Below are 15,511 nucleotides of genomic sequence, written 5' to 3'. Positions count from 1 at the left end.
GGGAGCCTTTTGTGAGTAGGCGGGCAGTGGATGGGAGGAGCGCCCGGCGTTGCTACGAAAACGACTCGGCGTCCGGCCCTCTGGAGAGGCCGGACGCGAAGTTAGCTGCCATGGTGGACGGGGTTTTGCGTGGCGTGGACTACAGCTTAGGTCGTGAGCTTGCGCGCCAGGGCGCGCGCGTCGCGGATGAGGTCGGGCATGCCGACGCCGCGGTAGCTGTTACCGAGCAGGTGGATGCCGGGGCGTTTGGCGACGAGGGTTTCGAGCTCGTCCATGCGCTCGAGATGACCGACCTCGTACTGCGGCAGCGAGCGCGGCCAGCGGCGCACGTAGGTGTGGATCGGCTCCGGCAGGGTGCCGAGTACGGGCGTCAGTTGCGCAAGCGCTTCGGCGGCGATCTGTACATCATTGGCTTCTTGCAAGCGGTCGGCGGCCTTGCCTCCGAAGAAAGCGCGGATGATGCGTGCGCCTTCGGGGGCGCGGTGCGGGAATTTGCCGTCGACGAAGGTGCAGGCCATCAGCTTGGAAGCGTCGCCGTCGGGCGGCACGAGGTAGCCGAAGCCTGCGGGGACGGTGAAGCTCTGCGCTTGCTCGGCGGTCCAGCCGAACGCGACGAGGATGGCGGAGCTGGCGTCGGTGGGCAGCAGCTTCGAAGCGCGTTTGTGGATGAGCGGGGCGAAGAGTTCTCGCGTCACGTCGACCGGTGTGGCAACGATGATCTCGCTGGCAGGCTCCATGAGATCGCCGTGCGAGCGCGACGCGTAACTGGCGAGCATGCCGCGATGCGTGCTGCTGTTACCTGCGCGGACGATCCACTCGCCGCTGTCGTCGATCAGCCAGGTGCGCTGGTTGAGGTGGATGCGCTCTGGCGGTAGCTTCGCTACGAGGGCGGAGACGAGTGAGCCCATGCCGTTGCGCAGCGAGGTGAAAATCGTTTGCCTGGGGCGGTCGCCATGCTCGCGTTGTTTTGCCTGCAGCGCAAGGATGAGTGAGCCGTGTTCGCGCTCCATCGCGACGAACTGCGGCATCACCGAGCGCACGCTGAGCTTGCGCACATCGCCGCCGAAGACGCCTGCGAGCAGCGGCGCGGCGAGTGTCGTCAGCACTTCTTCGCCGAAGTGACGCAGCACGAAGCTTGCAACGGACTCGTCGGCTGCTGGTGCAGTGGCTTTCAGTTCGTCCGCGCGCATGGTCTCTGCAGTGTAGGCACGCTTGGCTTCTTCGCTGAAGAGCGGCGATCCTTCCATTACGCTGAGATCGGTGGGCACCATCATCCTCATGCCGTCAGGGATGGGGATGAGTTCGGAGCCTTTGAGTATGTACGTCTTACGCGTGGCGTCGTTGGACGCGATGAGCTCGTCTTCGAGGCCGAGCTCGATGGCGAGTTCGCGCAGCCAGGGTTTCTCGCTCACCCAGCCATCGGGACCGCCTTCGAGGACGAAGCGGCCGGCAGGCGTGTCTTCGAGCCTGGTGTCGAGGATACCGCCGAGGCGGTCGGTGGCTTCGTAGAGTTGCCAGTCGATCGCAGCACCGGCGAGGCGTGCCCGCTCGAGTTCATACGCTGCGGCCAAGCCGCTGATGCCGCCGCCGAGGATTGCGATTCGCTTCATGGGTTCAGTCTAGGCCTTTGTGTATCAACTCAGTGTGACGGTGAGCACAGGCTGTTTGTCGACATCAACGTCCAGAGCCGAGAGATCCAAGCGCCAGTGCTTACGCGCGCGTAGCGAGCACGTGAGCGATGCCGTCGATGAGCTTCGGCGAGTCGTTGAGGCTTTCGGCGCGCGTGACGCTGATGCCGCGTTCGTTGCCGAAGTCGCGGAAATTGACGTCGATGTCGTAGAGGATTTCGACGTGGTCGCAGAGGAAGCCGATGGGCTGCATCACGACGGCGCGATGGCCTGCCGCAGCAAGTGCTGTGATGGTGTCTTCTACGCTGGGGCCGATCCACGGCGCGCCTGCGACGCCTTGCGACTGAAAGGCGAAGAACCAGTCCGCTTCGCTGAGTCCAGCGCGTGCGGCGACGAGTGCTGCTGTCTGCTTGCACTCGATCGGATACGGGTCGCCAGCTTCGGCTGCGCCGTAGTTTTGCAAGCCGTCGGCGGGCGTGTTTTCGCCGGGCCGGTTGGAGCCTTCGGCGGCCTGCTGTTCGGTGGTCGCGCGAATGGTGCGGCAGGGCACAGAGTGCGCGGTGAAGAGCACGGGCACGCGTGCGTTGTGCTTCGTGCAGGCTGCTTGCCATGCGGTGGTGAGCTTATCGGCAAAGGCTTCGATGAGCAGCGGTTCGTCCGCCCAGCCAGCGATAAACGTGAAGGGGAACGCGTTGTCGAGAGCCTTCTCCAACGCGCGACGATAGAGGCCGGTGGAGGTGCGTGAGTTTTGCGGTGCAAGGCAAAGCACGGTGGCGCTGGTGACGCCATCGCTCTTCATCTGCTCGACCACCTCGCCGATGAACGGATGCCAGTTGCGCATGCCGACATAGACGCGCGTGCCGAGCTCTTGCTCTAGCAGCTTGCCTTGCAGCAGCGTGAGGCGCGTGAGCGGCGGGCCTTCAGGCAGCGGCTCGTGGCGCAGGCCGATCTCGCCGTAGCGATGTTGCAACTCTTCGACAACGTGCTGCGGCATGGGGCGCCCGTTGGTGACGTGCGCAAGGTACTCGGCCATCTGGTCGAGGGTGTCGGGAGTGCCGTGAGCTAGAAGGAGAATCGCGTGAGACATCGACTTCTATCGTACCGCTCGCCTGAAACAGCGGTGCGTTTGCTGCGTCGCAAATCGCACCGCTGTTCGTCGTATGGCATTAGTTCGTCGGCGTTGCGAGCACTTCCACTTCGATGCGCTGGTGCGTGCCTTCGATGTCGGCCGAGCCGAGTGTGAGCGGCTTTCCGGGCGTGAGCAGTATGGATCCTTCAAGGACCGTCTGATGGATCGTCGGTTCCGTTGGCATGGAGGGTGTGGGCGCGGGAGACGATACTTCAACCTTCGTCTTGAGCGCGACCACGCTGCCGCCGTCAGAGAGCGTTGCGTCAAGCGCATGGCCTACGTCGATGTAGGTGTACTGCAACTCGCCGTCTTTCGAACCTGTGATGACGGGCACTTTATTGCCTTGCTTCTCGGTGACGCGCTGGCCATTCACCGCTACGACCGAGTAGACCTCGCTGGAGATACGGTTCTTACCTTCGAGCGTGTTCACCGTGTAAGTGAGACGGTACTGCTTGCGAGGCTTGGTCAGGTCAGCGACGAGCGCCTCTGCTTGTGCCATATCTTCTGGGATTGTGCGGACCACAATCGCGTTCTGGCTCGCGACGAGATAGATTTTGATGCTCGGATCCAGAACATTACGCAGCGCTACGAGCACTTCGTTCGCGTCGTTCTGCTGCGTGGTGTTGGTCAGGAAGATCGTCTTGGTAATGTCATGGTCGTTGCGCCATTGAGTGCACTCACTGCGCGTAGTGAGTGGTCTGCAAGGGTTTGCAGGTGGGGTTTTCGCTTGAGCGTGCAGAGGCAGGCTCGAAAGCAGCGCTGTACCTAGGCTGACGACGAGGGTACGTCGTGTGAAGTGTGGGTGCATTTTGCATCTCCGTAAAGCATGGGTTGTGGATGGCCTTCCGCTAGTTAGGACGGAGATGTTGTCAAAAGGCACTGCGGCTTCGATGAAATATTTGTGAGCGAGCGGAGGGTTGTAAGTCCTTCGTCAAACGCATCAAGGGCGGACCGAAGTCCGCCCTTGAAAGTAACCACTAACGACTAACGACTCGGCGCGTCTAACCGTGCTTCTTGATCAGTTCGCCCACGAAGATGACGTTGTCGACCGGGGTTTGCGGCACGATGCCGTGGCCGAGGTTGAAGATGTGGCCGGGCTGCTTCGCGTTTTGCTCGAGGATCTCTTTCACGCGGCGCTCTATGACTTCCTGCGGCGCGAAGAGCGTGATGGGATCAAGGTTTCCCTGGACCGCGATGTTCGCGCCGAGCGTCTGGCGTGCGCCGTCAAGCGGTGTGCGCCAGTCGAGGCCGAGTACGTCGGCGCCGGTCTCCTTCATCGTGGGCAGCAGCGAAGCCGTGTCCACGCCGAAGTAGATGACGGGCACACCCATCGCCTGCACGCGGCGTACTAGTTCCGTAGTCGCGGCAAGGCAGTACTCGCGGTAGTCGCTGATCGAAAGCGCGCCTGCCCAGGAGTCGAAGATCTGGATGACGTCTGCACCGGCGTTGACCTGTTGCTGCGCATACTCGGTGAGCACGGTGATCAGCTTTTCCATCAGCAACTGCCAGGCGCCGTCGGTGGAGTACATGAGCTTCTTGGCTTCGATGTAGTTGCGTGAGCCGCCGCCTTCGATCATGTAGCTGGCGAGCGTGAACGGTGCGCCGATGAAGCCGATGATGCCGAGCTGGTCGCCGTCTGCGCGTGGAGCGGCGAAGTGCTTGCCCACCTTTTCGATCGCCTGTGCGACGTAGATCAGTTCACCTGCGCGCGTGGTGTCGAGCTTCTGGATCTGCTCGAGTGTGCGGATGGGCTGATGCACGACCGGGCCTTCGCCGTTGACGAACTCGAAGTCGAGGCCCATCGGCGTGAGCGGCAGCAGCAGGTCGGCGAAGATGATGGCGGCGTCGACGCCGAGGCGCTCAGCCGCGGTGATCGTTACTTCGGCAGCGATCTCCGGGTTGCGGCAGATCTCGAGCAGCGTGTGGTGCTTGCGCACGGCCATGTACTCGGGCATGTAACGGCCCGCCTGGCGAAGAAACCAGAAGGGCGTGCGGTCGACGGGAAGATGCAGGCAGGCGCGAACGAATCGTGAGGAAGACATAATCAGTGCGGCCTGCGGGCGCGTGAGCGGTGCACAGGCACTCTGACTAGGCTATCGCATCGGGCGCGCTACTGCGGAGGAGGTGTGCTGGCCGGCGGCGCTGTATCGGCCGGTGGCGGTGTTGCAGGAGCGGTTTCCGCAGGGGCCGGAGCCGGCGGAGCCTGTTCCACCGCTGGTGGTGGCGGCGCGTTGGGAGGCGGAGGTGGGGGCGCTGCTTCACGGCGCGGTGCACGCTCTTCGCGCGGACGATGGATCGTCGAGCCGACCTCGTTGTGGAAGGGAATGCGATAGGTCACGCCGATGGTGGCGACGAAGGGGGAAAGGGTGAAGTCTCCGCCCTGCGGCTTGATGGTGAGGTTCTCGCCGAGGTTCCAGCTTTGCGATTGCACGTCGAGCTTGAGCGCGAAGTTGTTGTAGACATCGATGTCGAGTCCACCGCCGAAGGTGTAAGCCAGCGCGTGATCGTCGGGGTATCCCGGCACCGGCGGCACGACATAATGCAGCGTGCCCAGCCCGGCGAGGAAGTCTACGTAGGGGTGGTAGCGTTGGTGGAAGTCGGCACCGAACTTCAAGCCACCGCTGATGGTGCTCTCCTTCACGACCTGGCCCGAGGATGTCTGGTAACGCAGCTCGATGGAAGGCGCGATGCGCCAGCCGAAGTAGCGCGTGTAGTCCGCGCCGAACATCACGCCATTGTTGTGGTACGAGTCTGGACCGAAGTCCGGCTTGACGTAGTTATAGCCACCGAACACGAAGATGTTGGCACCCTTCTCGGCGGTATACACGGCCTGCGCCCGCAGGGTGGGCGCAGCGGTCAGAGCGGCGGTCAAGGCGAGTGCTGAACAGGTCAAGGCGAGTGTTCTGGATGGCATGTTGGGATAGCCCTTCTCTCGGCAAGTCAGATCGCAGTCTCGCTAGGTAGGATTCCGGTCGCCGTTCATCGGCTGCCTCGCCCAGATCGATGATTCGGTGGGATGAAAACCAATGTAAACTAACGGGGTTGTGTCGGGACGCCACATTTGAGCTGCATACATGGGACGACGCAAGACGATTTCCTCAGAGAAGAACGGAATCCCAGATATGCCGAATTACCTCGAATTGCCGGTAGGCCCGAAGGCCCCTGAACAGGTCAACGCCATTATTGAGATCCCCGCCGATGGCGTGGCGAAGTACGAATACGACAAGGAACTGCACGTCTTCAAGCTGGACCGCAACCTGCACTCGCCGGTTCACTATCCGGGCGACTACGGCTTCATCCCCTCCACGCTTGGCGACGACGGCGATCCGCTCGACGTGGTGGTTCTGGTGGATTACCCCAGCTTCCCGGGCTGCCTGCAGGAAGTGCGCCCCATCGGCGCGCTCGAGATGATCGACGGCGGCGAAGGCGATGAGAAGGTACTGTGCGTTGGCGTCGGCAACCCGCGCTACAAGGATGTCTACAACTACTCGGACATCTACCCGCACATCCTCAAGGAGATCGTCCACTTCTTTTCGATCTACAAGGACCTCGAAGGTAAGTCGGTCGAAGTGAAGGGCTGGCGCGATGCGCAGTTTGCGCGCGAGCTGATCGTGAAGAGCCAGCAGGCCTTTATCGACGCGAAGGACAAGAAGTAGATTTCTGTACGAAAACAACAACGCCCGCGAGTGATGCTCGCGGGCGTTGTTGTTTTCAGCTGCGCGATCGGCGTAGCTTGCGCGGCCACTCGAAGCTCGCGTAGATCGCGGCTCCCGCAAGAGCGACGAGCAGTGCGAAGACGAGCGCGGGCATGCCTGCGACCTTCTCGTCGCGTGCGGAGTACAGCGCGAAGAGGATCAGCAGGAGCGGGCCAACGCCGATGCTTGCGGCGACGGCGAAACCACCCGGCACGCGGAACGGTCTGGCGAGTTGTGGCTCGCGCAGACGCAACGCGATGAGTGCTGCGAACTCCAGCAGCAGCGCTGCGCCATAGAGCACGAGGTCGATCGTGATGAGGCGTTCGAAGGTAAGCCCCAGCGCCAGCGCCCATGCCGTCGCACAGGTCAGCACGCTCACCCACGGCACGCCGTTGCGCAGGCGTAGCTTCAGGATGCGCGGCAGCAGTCCGTCCTCGGCCATGGCATAGGGCAGGCGCGTGAGCGTGAGTGTCAGTGCGTTGAAGGTGCCGAGGCCGTCGAGTGATCCGGCGAGCACCACGGCGAACGCCAAAGCTGGTCCTGCAAGCAGATGTGCGGCGTCGGTCCACGCGCCGGTGGAGAAGCGTTCGGCAGGGATGCCGACGGCCCACACCGCCGCGAGCGGCAGCATATAGACGAACATCACCGTGATCGCGGAGCCGAACATGGCGCGCGGGTAGTTGCGCTGCGGGTTGTCGACCTCCTGCGCGATGGTGGAGGCGTTGTCCCAGCCCATGTAGTTCCACATGGCGATGGGTACGGCGGCGAGCAGATCGTGGTGCAGCGTGGGCGAGCCGGCCATCGCCTGCAGGTGCAGGCCGCCGTGCAGGGCCTTCCAGAACGCGGCGCCGACCAGCACGACGAAGGGCGCCAGCGAGACGCACATCATGCCGATGGAGCCTCCGCCCACAGCGCTGGCGCCGCGCAGGTTCCACAGCGTGGCCATCAGGACGATCATGAGTTTGAGCGCGAGACCGCGATGCCCGGCAACGAGTGCGGGATAGAGATGGCCGAGATAGAGCGTGAAGGTCGTGGGGTAGATCGCCATGTCGAAGACGCTGGCGGCGAGCGAAAGCCAGGTCTCCTGAAAGCCCCAGAAGCGGCCGAGGCCGCGCGTGACCCAGACGTAGAAGCCGCCTTCATCGGGAATGGCCGAGGCGAGTTCGCCGACCATCAGCGCGGTGGGCAGGCTCCAGAAGAGCGGCACGATAGCGAGCAGCAGAAGCGCCCAGCGAAAGCCTGCAAGACCGATGATGTCTTCAAGGCCGTAAGGGCCGCCGGAGACCATGAAGTAGGTGGCGGCGATGAGAGGGAAGAGGCGGAGTTTGCGCGGCGAATGCGCCGCTCGGATGTTGGTCTTGGGTATCGAAGTGTCCTCCAGCGAGAGTGGTGATGCGATTTCTGAATGTACGCGAAATCGTGCGCTGTGCTGGAGATATTTTGCGTGGATATCGGGCAAAAAGAACGGGAGCCGATCGCTCGGCTCCCGGGAGGCTAAGTCTTGCAGGTTGGCGTTAGTTGACTGCGACGCTGACCGTGGTGGTCTGCGCGGTTGCGGTGGTACCGGTGGCCGTCGGAGTTGCGGTGACGGTCACGGTGTAGGTACCGGGGGCAACGACGCTGGCGGTGGACGAGCTGCTTCCATTGCCGTGGTCGCTGCAACCGGTCATCAGCATGCCCGTGGCGAGCAGCAGGCCGAGGCCGAGGGACGCGATCATGCGAACGCGCTTGCGGCGACCGAAGAACACACCGAAGAGAGTAGCGAGCGTCGCGGTGGCGGCGGGCGCTTCCCAGGGGTTGTTCGAGCGGTGCAGTTCAGCGTGTGCGCTTGAGGTGCCGATCACGAGCGTTGCGGTGGTGGTGCCGCCAGCGGTCAGGGTGACGCTGCCGGGGTTGATGGAGCAGGTGCCGTTTGCGGGCATGCCCGAGCAGGCGAGGGTGACCGCGCCAGCGTAGCGAGCGTTGGCTCCGATGGCCAGCGTGACGATGCCCTGCGAGCCGCCGGTGACGTTGAGTGTGGTTGGAGTCCCAGCGAGCGTGATGGCTGCCGCGAGGTCTGCAACCGCGATGCTGGAGGTGGACGAGGTGGCAGGGTTGAAGTGAGTGTCGCCGGAGTAGACAGCCTTCACGGTGTGTGTGCCGACTGCCAGACCGCTGGCGGCGAAGGTGGCGGTTCCTGAGGCGAGCGTGGAGGAGCCGAGCAACGTGGTGCCGTCGTAGAACGAGACCGTTCCGCTGGGCGTGGGGTTGCCGGTGAGGCTGGAGGCGACCTTGGCCGTCAGCGTGTCGGTGCTGCCGTAGCTGATGGACGAAGCCGAGGTGGTGAGCGTGATGCCGATGCTGCCTGCGCCGGCGTAGAGCGCGGCACCGTAGCCGGTGTAGGCCAGGATGTCGAGCGCGTTGTCGTTGACGAAGTTGCCGATCTGCGGGTTGGTTCCGGCCAGGCCCTGGAGCTGGTTGTACGGCGCGGCGAACTGGCCGTTGCCGTAACCGAGCAGAGTGCTGACGCCGTAGTAGGTCTTGGGCTGGCCGACGGTGCTGTAGAGCGTGACGATGATGTCAGCGTTGCCGTCGCTGTTCATGTCTGCAGCCTGCAGACCGTAGAACCAGTTGCCGGTGGCGATCTGCGAAGAAGGATCGAAGCTGTTGTCACCGTGGCCGCTCAGCACGATGATGCCGCCGGTGGCGATGGTGAGGCCCTGAACTTCTTCCGTGGTGAGAGCGATGTCCATCTTGCCGTCGTTGTTGAAGTCGGCAGTGGCCATGTTGGTGACGAGGTAGTTGGCGAGGATGGATACGGGCGTGGCGAAGGTGCCGTCGCCGTTGCCGAGAGCGGTCTTCACGGCGAAGCCCGTGCCCGCGAGGAGCGGAGCGTCGTCGATAACGAGGTCGAGCTTGCCGTCGTTGTTCAGGTCGGCGAGCAAGAGCTTATAGAGAGCGGAGCCGGTGCTGTGGAAGGTCGGTGTGCTGAAGGTGCCGTCACCCTTACCGAGCGCCACGTAGTAGCCGGTTGCGCCGCCTGCGGTGGAACCGCAGATGGTGTCGCCGCCGTAGGGGATGACGAGGTCGGCCTTGCCGTCGCCGTTCACGTCGCCTGCGGTGCCATAGTACTCGGGGCAGGGCTTGGTGCCGATGCCGACAGCAACCGGCGTTGCGAAGGTGCCGTCACCCTTGGAGAGCGCGACGTAGATTTCGCCGGTGGTGTTGGCGTAGACGAGATCTTCGAGTCCATCACCGTTGAAGTCAGCGTGGATGGGTTCGAAGTACTGAATGCTCGTGGGTGTGGTGGCGAAGGAGGCGACCGTGGTGAAGTTGCCCTTGCCGTCTCCGACAGCGGTATAGAAGCCGGGGTTGGTGGTGCCGGAGTACTGCATGATGGCGCTGGCGTAGCCGCCGGTGGTGTACTTGCCGGTCGTGATCATCGAGGAGTAGAGCACGTTGGGGTCGCCGGTGACGGTGACGACAGGAGCGCCACGGAATCCGCCCGTACCGTTGCCGGAGAAGAGCGAGACCTGCTTGTAGTCAGAGCCGAGTTGAGCGATGTCCTTGATGCCGTCGTTGTTGAAGTCGGCGACGACGAGGCTGTAGTAGGAGACCGGGTCGACCATGTACTGCGCGCCCGCGACCGGAGCGGCGAAGGTGCCATCGCCCTTGCCGAGTTCGACAGCGAGAGTGCCACCGCCGACGATCGCGTCGAGCTTGCCGTCACCGTTCACGTCGAGCAGAACCGTCGTGGTGGGAACCTGCACTACGCTCTGTGCGCTGGTCACAGCGGTGGCGAAGGAGTTTGTTCCGTTGCCGAGTGCGACCGCCATGATGCCGTTGCAATCGCTGACGAGGTCGAGCTTGCCGTCGCCGTTTACATCCGCAAAGGAGAGCAGCGTGGATTTATAGGAGACGGTTGCGCGGATGCCGGAAGAGACGAGCGGCAGTGCGATGGGGAAGCTCGTGCCCAGACCGGTGAAGGTGCCGTCGCCGTTGCCGAGGCCGGTGGTCACGGCGAAAATGCCGGTGGTGGAGGCTGTGCGCTGGTCGACGACAACGGCCACGTCGAGCTTTCCATCGCCGTTGATGTCAGCGGTGGTGATGCCGTAATCGGTGGGCAGAATGCCCGAGGAGGCGACGTTGAAGGATTGAGTCTTTGCTGCGCCTGGCGCGCCGAAGGTGCCGTCACCAACGCCGAGCTGCGTTTCCAGCGTGATCGTCGCGCTGGTGGTGGAGTTGAGCTTGAAGAGCGTGTAGAGAACGTCGGCCTTGCCATCGCCGTTTACGTCGGCGACGTAGGCCATGTTCGGGTAGCCGTTGGTGGTGTCGAGCGCGGTCGTGACGGCAGCGTTGAAGGTGCCGTTGCCGAGGTTCTTCCACGAGATCATGGTGTTGTTGTTGTAGTCGAAGGCCACGACGTCGGGGTATCCATCGCCGTCGATGTCGGCGGCGTAGGCCACGTTGACGCTGGCGGTGGAGTAGTTCGGGTTGAGGTAGCTGACGAAGGGCTTCAGGCCGCCGTTGCCATCATTCATCAGGATGTCGAGCGTGCCGTCCTGGAGCAGGACGGCGACGTCAGTCTTGCCGTCTTTGTCGAAGTCCGCACCGAGTTCGACGGTGACGGCGGAGGTCTTGGCGGTGCCGCGCGCATCGAACATCGGCGCGTTGACGTAGCCGCCGAAGTTCGGTGTGGTGGCGTAGGTCTGGCCCATGGGCTGCAGGGTGTTCATGCTGTTCAGCGCGTCCGCAGGAGCGAGGTGGGACTTGAGGTAGGGCGCCATGTAGGTTTCAGCGGGCGTCTGCAGCGTGGTGGCCGGGGGCGCGTCCTCAACGGGCGCGACCCAGTGGCGGAGCTGTGCGGACGCCACGCCCGCACAGGCTACCGAGAGCAGTGCCACCGATCGGGCGCTGCGGGTGAAGAATCGAAACAAAGGGTGTGACATGAAGCCTCCTGTTTGTTGGGAAAGAGTGGAAGTCATTTAGTTCACCGTGACCGTGACAGCGGTGGTCTGCGCGGTGCCGCCTGCGGGGCTTGCGGTGACGGTCACGACGTACGTGCCGGCAACGGTTCCCGTGGTGGTTCCGGTGGTGCCTGTGCTGGTGCCGTTGGCGCTTCCGCCGCAACCGATGAGGCTGCCGAGCGATACGATCGCGACGAGCACCGCAAGAGCGCGGAGCTGACGGCGACGACGCGAGGGGATGAGGAAGAAGAGGCCGAAGGCAAGGGCCGTGCCACCGAACTCACGCAGCAGGTCACGCGGCGCGGAGAGGGAGGCGGTCTTACGAGCGGTGGAGTTGATGGAGAGGGTGGCGGTCTGCGCGGTGATGCCGCTGATGGTGACCGAGGTGGGTGCGACGCCGCAGGTGATCGGGTAGCTTGCGCTGGCTCCGCTGGGCGTGCTGGTGACCGCGCAGGAGAGGTTCACGATGCCGGTGAAGCCGTTGGTCGGCGACATGGTCAGCGTGGAGGTGTTGCCGGTGGTAGCGCCTGCGGTGAGGGTGATGGCTGCGCTGTTCGCGAGCGTGATGCCCGGAGCAGCGGTGACGGTCACGTTGCTGACGGCCGTCTGCACGATCTTGCCCGAAGCTGCATCCGTGCCGGTGATGGTGATGGCGTACGCGCCGCCGGTGGTGGTGCTGGTGGAGACCGCGGTGACGGTGGTCGTCGCGATGCCCGTGCCGGTGACGTTGACGTTGGTGGGAATGCTGCAGGTGACCGGGCTGACGGCGTTGGCCGGTGCCGTGGTGACGGCGCACTTCAGGTTGACCAGGCCGGCGAAGTTTCCGGTCGGCGTGACGGAGACGGTGGCGGTGTTGCCGATGGTGGCGCCTGCGTTGATCGCGATGGCTCCGCTGGCCATGGTGAAGGAAGCGAAGGAATCGGTGATGGTGACGGTGCCGGTGCTGCCGTTGTAGTTGCTATCGCCGGAGTAGGTGGCCGTGAGCGTGTTGGAGCCGCTGACCAGTGAAGAACCCGCGACCGGGATGATGACGTAGGAGACGACGGTGTTGTCGGCGCGGAGGTTGCCGGTGCTGAAGGTGCTGGAGGTTCCGAGCGTTGTGCCGTTGGCCGTCAGCGTGATGGTGCCGGTGGGCGCGGTGGCGAGGCTCGAGGTTTCCACGTCGATCTCGATGTTGTCCGTCGTGGTCGAGGTGACGGTGGCTGAGTTGGCGTAGAGAACGGCGGTGGTGTTGCCCTTCACGACGGTGAAGTTGAGTGTGTTGGAGGTGTTCGCCTTATAGCTTGCATCGCCGGGATACGTTGCGGTGACGGTGTGCGTGCCGGGCGTGAAGGAGTAGGCGGTGCTGGTGCTACTGGGGAACGAGGCGAAGTTACCGCTGGTCATCGCTGCGGTGCCGATCGACTTGCCGCCGTCGAGATAGGTGACCGTGCCAGTCGCGTAGCCGAGCGAGTTGGTGTAGCCCTCGGCGGTGCCGTAGACCGATGTTTCGAGGAAGACATACGAGCCGTAGGGGATCGCGTTGAGATTGCTGATGGTGGCCTGCAGCGGCGTGTAGGCGTTGGCCCAGAGCAGCGTCGAGGAGTTTTCGGCAGCGATGTTGACGCTGATCGCCGAGCTCTTGCTGGAGGCAGTGCTGGAGTCGCCGCCATAGTTGGCGTAGACGGTGTACTGTCCGCCGGGCAGACCGTTGTAGCTGCCGGTAGCTGCGCCGTTGGCGAGCGTCAGGGTGTAGGGCGTGCCGTTCAGCGTGGAGCTGCTGGAGGAGCTTGCCGTTGCGGTGTTGACGATGCCGACGTCGCCGGTGGCGGTGGTCGGATTCACGTTGACGCCGAAGGTGAGGCTGGTGCCGTGTGTAACGCTGACCGCTGCGGTGGAGCCGTTGATGGTGAAGGCCGTCGTGGATGCCGTACCGGTGCCGGAGCTCCAGTTCTGCAGCAGGGCCGCAGCGTTCACGCTGCCAAGGCCGGTGGCGAGGTCATAACCGGTGGTGGCGTCGTAGCCGGTAAGGAACCCGTTGCTGCCGCAGTTGGTCGTGTTCGCGGTGCAGACGACCGAGTTGTTGCCAGCGGTGATGTCGTGGAAGACGGTGCTGTATTTGGTGGAGGCCAGCTTGTAGATGACGTTGTTGGCCGCGCCGAGGCGTGCGCCAATGCTCTGCTCGACGAGCGCGAGCATGCCCGCAAAGGCAGGCGTGGAGGCCGAGGTGCCGCCGGCGCCGGAGAAGCGTGCGCTGGAGGCGATCTGGCCGTTCGAAGTGGCGCAGTTATCGCCGTAGATGCTGCTGGTTTCGCAAATCACCCAGACTGCGCCGTCGAAGCCGTTGCCCGCAAGGAAGCTGACGTCAGGAAGATCGCGTGCGCCATCGGCCGGTGTCAGCGCGCTCTGGAACGCAGGCTTGGAGTAGATGATGCTCTTGCCGCCGCCGCCGCCGATGATGTTCGGAGAGGCGGAGTACGCAACGTTGTTGGCGAGCGCGCCGTTGCTGCTGGTGGAGTCATTCCACGGGCGCTCGGGAATGTAGCTCTTCGCGGTGCGGTAGTAGGGAGCCGAGCCGCTGGTGGTGGTGTCGACGTAGGTGGTGAAGCCGGAGAGCAAGCCGTAGAAGTCGGTGCCGCCGACAGAGATGTTGTAGGGCGTGGAGGAGAGGCCGTTCACAGCGAGGCCGTGCGTCGCGGTGGTAGCGGCGGAGCTGTCGCAGGTGGCTGCACCGGCGTCGCCGGAGGAGACGAGCACGGTGATGCCCTGTGCGGCGGCCTGCTTGTAGGTCTCGGCGATGAAGCCGTTGGTCGCGGTGCCGAGGCCGGCTTCGCAGGCACCGAAGCTGACGCTGAGGATGCTGACGGCGTTGTCGTTCACCGCACGCTGGATGGCGTTGAACAGGCCATTGGAGATGTCGCTGTCGGCGCTAGCGTAGTAGTTGATCTTCGCCTTGGGCGCGATGCCGCCGAGCACTTCGAGATCGAGGAAGGTCTCAATCTCGTCGCCGTTGATGCCGGGGTCGACGCCGTCGATGACGACGGTCGGCATGTTCAGCGTCGAGGTGGTTTCGCCAAGGAAGGCCTGACGATAGTTGGAGACGGGACCTGTGGCGAAGTTCGAGTCGCCGACAACGCCGACGGTGATGCCGGTGCCGTCGTAGGTGGTACCCGTGTAGTTCGGGTTCAGGTTCGCGTTCGGCGTGTTGTAGACCGTGGCCGCGTCCGCCGGGTCGAGGTAGAGGTAGGGTGTGCCCGCGGAGCTGAAAAGCGTGAAGTCAGGCTCGATGCGCTTGGTCGTCGCGTTGTAGGTCGCAGTCGGAGCCTTCTGCACATAAGGGTGCGGGCGGAAGTCGTCGAGACCGAGGACGCCCTTGACGGCGGGTGCGAGCGCGCGTGGAAGCTTCGGCTCAGTCAGCGCGGTCAAGTGCTTTTCGCCGTTCAAGGAGACCTGGTGGATGGTGGTCGCGAAGGCGTTCTGCAGCTGGCCGACGGAGCCGGAGAAGACGATGACGTTGGCGGCGGGCGAGGTCTTCACGACGGTGAGACCCTGCGACTGCAGCCAGCCGGTGATGGCGGCGATGTCATCGCTGGAGGCGCCGAAGCGTGCGCCGTACTCGGCGGGCGTGAGCCACTTGTGGAAGCTGGGCGAGGAGGCGTTCTGCACGTCGCCGAGGTACTGCTCGAGGTCGGCTTCCTGGGCGGCGCTGCGCTCGAGCACGATCATCGCATTGCGCGCGGTGAGCGAGGTGCTCGCCGTGCCAAGGTCGGTGGCGTGCGCAAGATCTTTGCGCAGGCTGCCAGCAAGCGCGATGCGGTCGCTGTTGTTCACCGCTGCGGTGACAAGGCGGACGGGGGCTGCGGATTGCGCGACGAGCGCGGCAGGGCAAAGGCTGCCAAGCGCCAATGCGATTCCCGCTTTCAGGCTACGGTACAGTCTGTTTCGGACCATCACAGGACTCCTGTTTCTAGAAGCTTTTTGGGTGAGACAAGGCACAGCAATATGCAGCAAGAGTGGCTTGCAAGAGCTGTTCGATCTGGTCGCAGGTCCTCCTGCGGAGAATTCACCCGAGCGCGAGCGATTCCATCGGAAGCTGCGGGTGCGACCAGGTTTTTGTGCTGAGTTGTGTTGCTT

General features: G+C 63.7%; 9 protein-coding genes. 1 reads left to right on the top strand and 8 read right to left on the bottom strand.

Annotated features, from left to right (window positions below):
* Positions 1-146: 146 nt before the first annotated feature.
* The 5 genes from hemG to OHL11_RS11905 all read right to left on the bottom strand — a co-directional run bounded on the left by hemG (position 147) and on the right by OHL11_RS11905 (position 5,650).
* Positions 147-1,610 (bottom strand): protoporphyrinogen oxidase, encoded by a 1,464-nt coding sequence (hemG, locus tag OHL11_RS11925; protein WP_263371728.1) that lies wholly within the window; start codon positions 1,608-1,610, stop codon positions 147-149.
* Positions 1,611-1,710: 100 nt separating this feature from the next.
* Positions 1,711-2,715: a ferrochelatase gene (locus tag OHL11_RS11920; protein WP_263371727.1), complete on the bottom strand. Its 1,005-nt coding sequence runs from the start codon at positions 2,713-2,715 to the stop codon at positions 1,711-1,713.
* Between the two features lie 79 nt (positions 2,716-2,794).
* Positions 2,795-3,565, bottom strand: coding sequence for a hypothetical protein (locus OHL11_RS11915; RefSeq protein ID WP_263371726.1), 771 nt, complete (start codon positions 3,563-3,565; stop codon positions 2,795-2,797).
* Positions 3,566-3,758: 193 nt separating this feature from the next.
* Positions 3,759-4,799 carry a uroporphyrinogen decarboxylase gene (hemE, locus tag OHL11_RS11910; RefSeq protein ID WP_263371725.1) on the bottom strand — a complete coding sequence of 347 codons (1,041 nt, stop codon included), beginning with the start codon at positions 4,797-4,799 and terminating at the stop codon, positions 3,759-3,761.
* Between the two features lie 68 nt (positions 4,800-4,867).
* The gene (locus OHL11_RS11905) at positions 4,868-5,650 is read right to left on the bottom strand and encodes a hypothetical protein (protein ID WP_263371724.1); all 783 of its coding nucleotides are present in this window, start codon (positions 5,648-5,650) and stop codon (positions 4,868-4,870) included.
* A 229-nt stretch (positions 5,651-5,879) separates the two neighbouring features.
* On the opposite strand from OHL11_RS11905, the gene OHL11_RS11900 reads away from it, so the two are divergent.
* A complete protein-coding gene (locus OHL11_RS11900) occupies positions 5,880-6,413 on the top strand; it encodes an inorganic diphosphatase (RefSeq protein WP_263371723.1) in 534 nt (177 codons plus the stop codon).
* 55 nt (positions 6,414-6,468) lie between these two features.
* Here the strand turns inward: OHL11_RS11900 and OHL11_RS11895 are convergent, their stop codons facing one another.
* Genes OHL11_RS11895 through OHL11_RS11885 form a run of 3 tightly spaced genes read right to left on the bottom strand, consistent with a single transcriptional unit; the run spans position 6,469 to position 15,328 of the window.
* Positions 6,469-7,911, bottom strand: coding sequence for an APC family permease (locus OHL11_RS11895; protein ID WP_263371722.1), 1,443 nt, complete (start codon positions 7,909-7,911; stop codon positions 6,469-6,471).
* Positions 7,912-7,966: 55 nt separating this feature from the next.
* Positions 7,967-11,380, bottom strand: coding sequence for an FG-GAP-like repeat-containing protein (locus OHL11_RS11890; RefSeq protein WP_263371721.1), 3,414 nt, complete (start codon positions 11,378-11,380; stop codon positions 7,967-7,969).
* A 36-nt stretch (positions 11,381-11,416) separates the two neighbouring features.
* Positions 11,417-15,328, bottom strand: a complete 3,912-nt coding sequence (locus OHL11_RS11885; protein ID WP_263371720.1) for a protease pro-enzyme activation domain-containing protein — start codon at positions 15,326-15,328, stop codon at positions 11,417-11,419.
* Positions 15,329-15,511: the final 183 nt, after the last annotated feature.

This window comes from Granulicella cerasi, assembly GCF_025685575.1.
In the GTDB taxonomy this organism is placed as follows: domain Bacteria; phylum Acidobacteriota; class Terriglobia; order Terriglobales; family Acidobacteriaceae; genus Granulicella; species Granulicella cerasi.
Note: the sequence above shows the minus strand (reverse complement) of the source record. Positions and strands in the feature narration are given on the sequence as shown.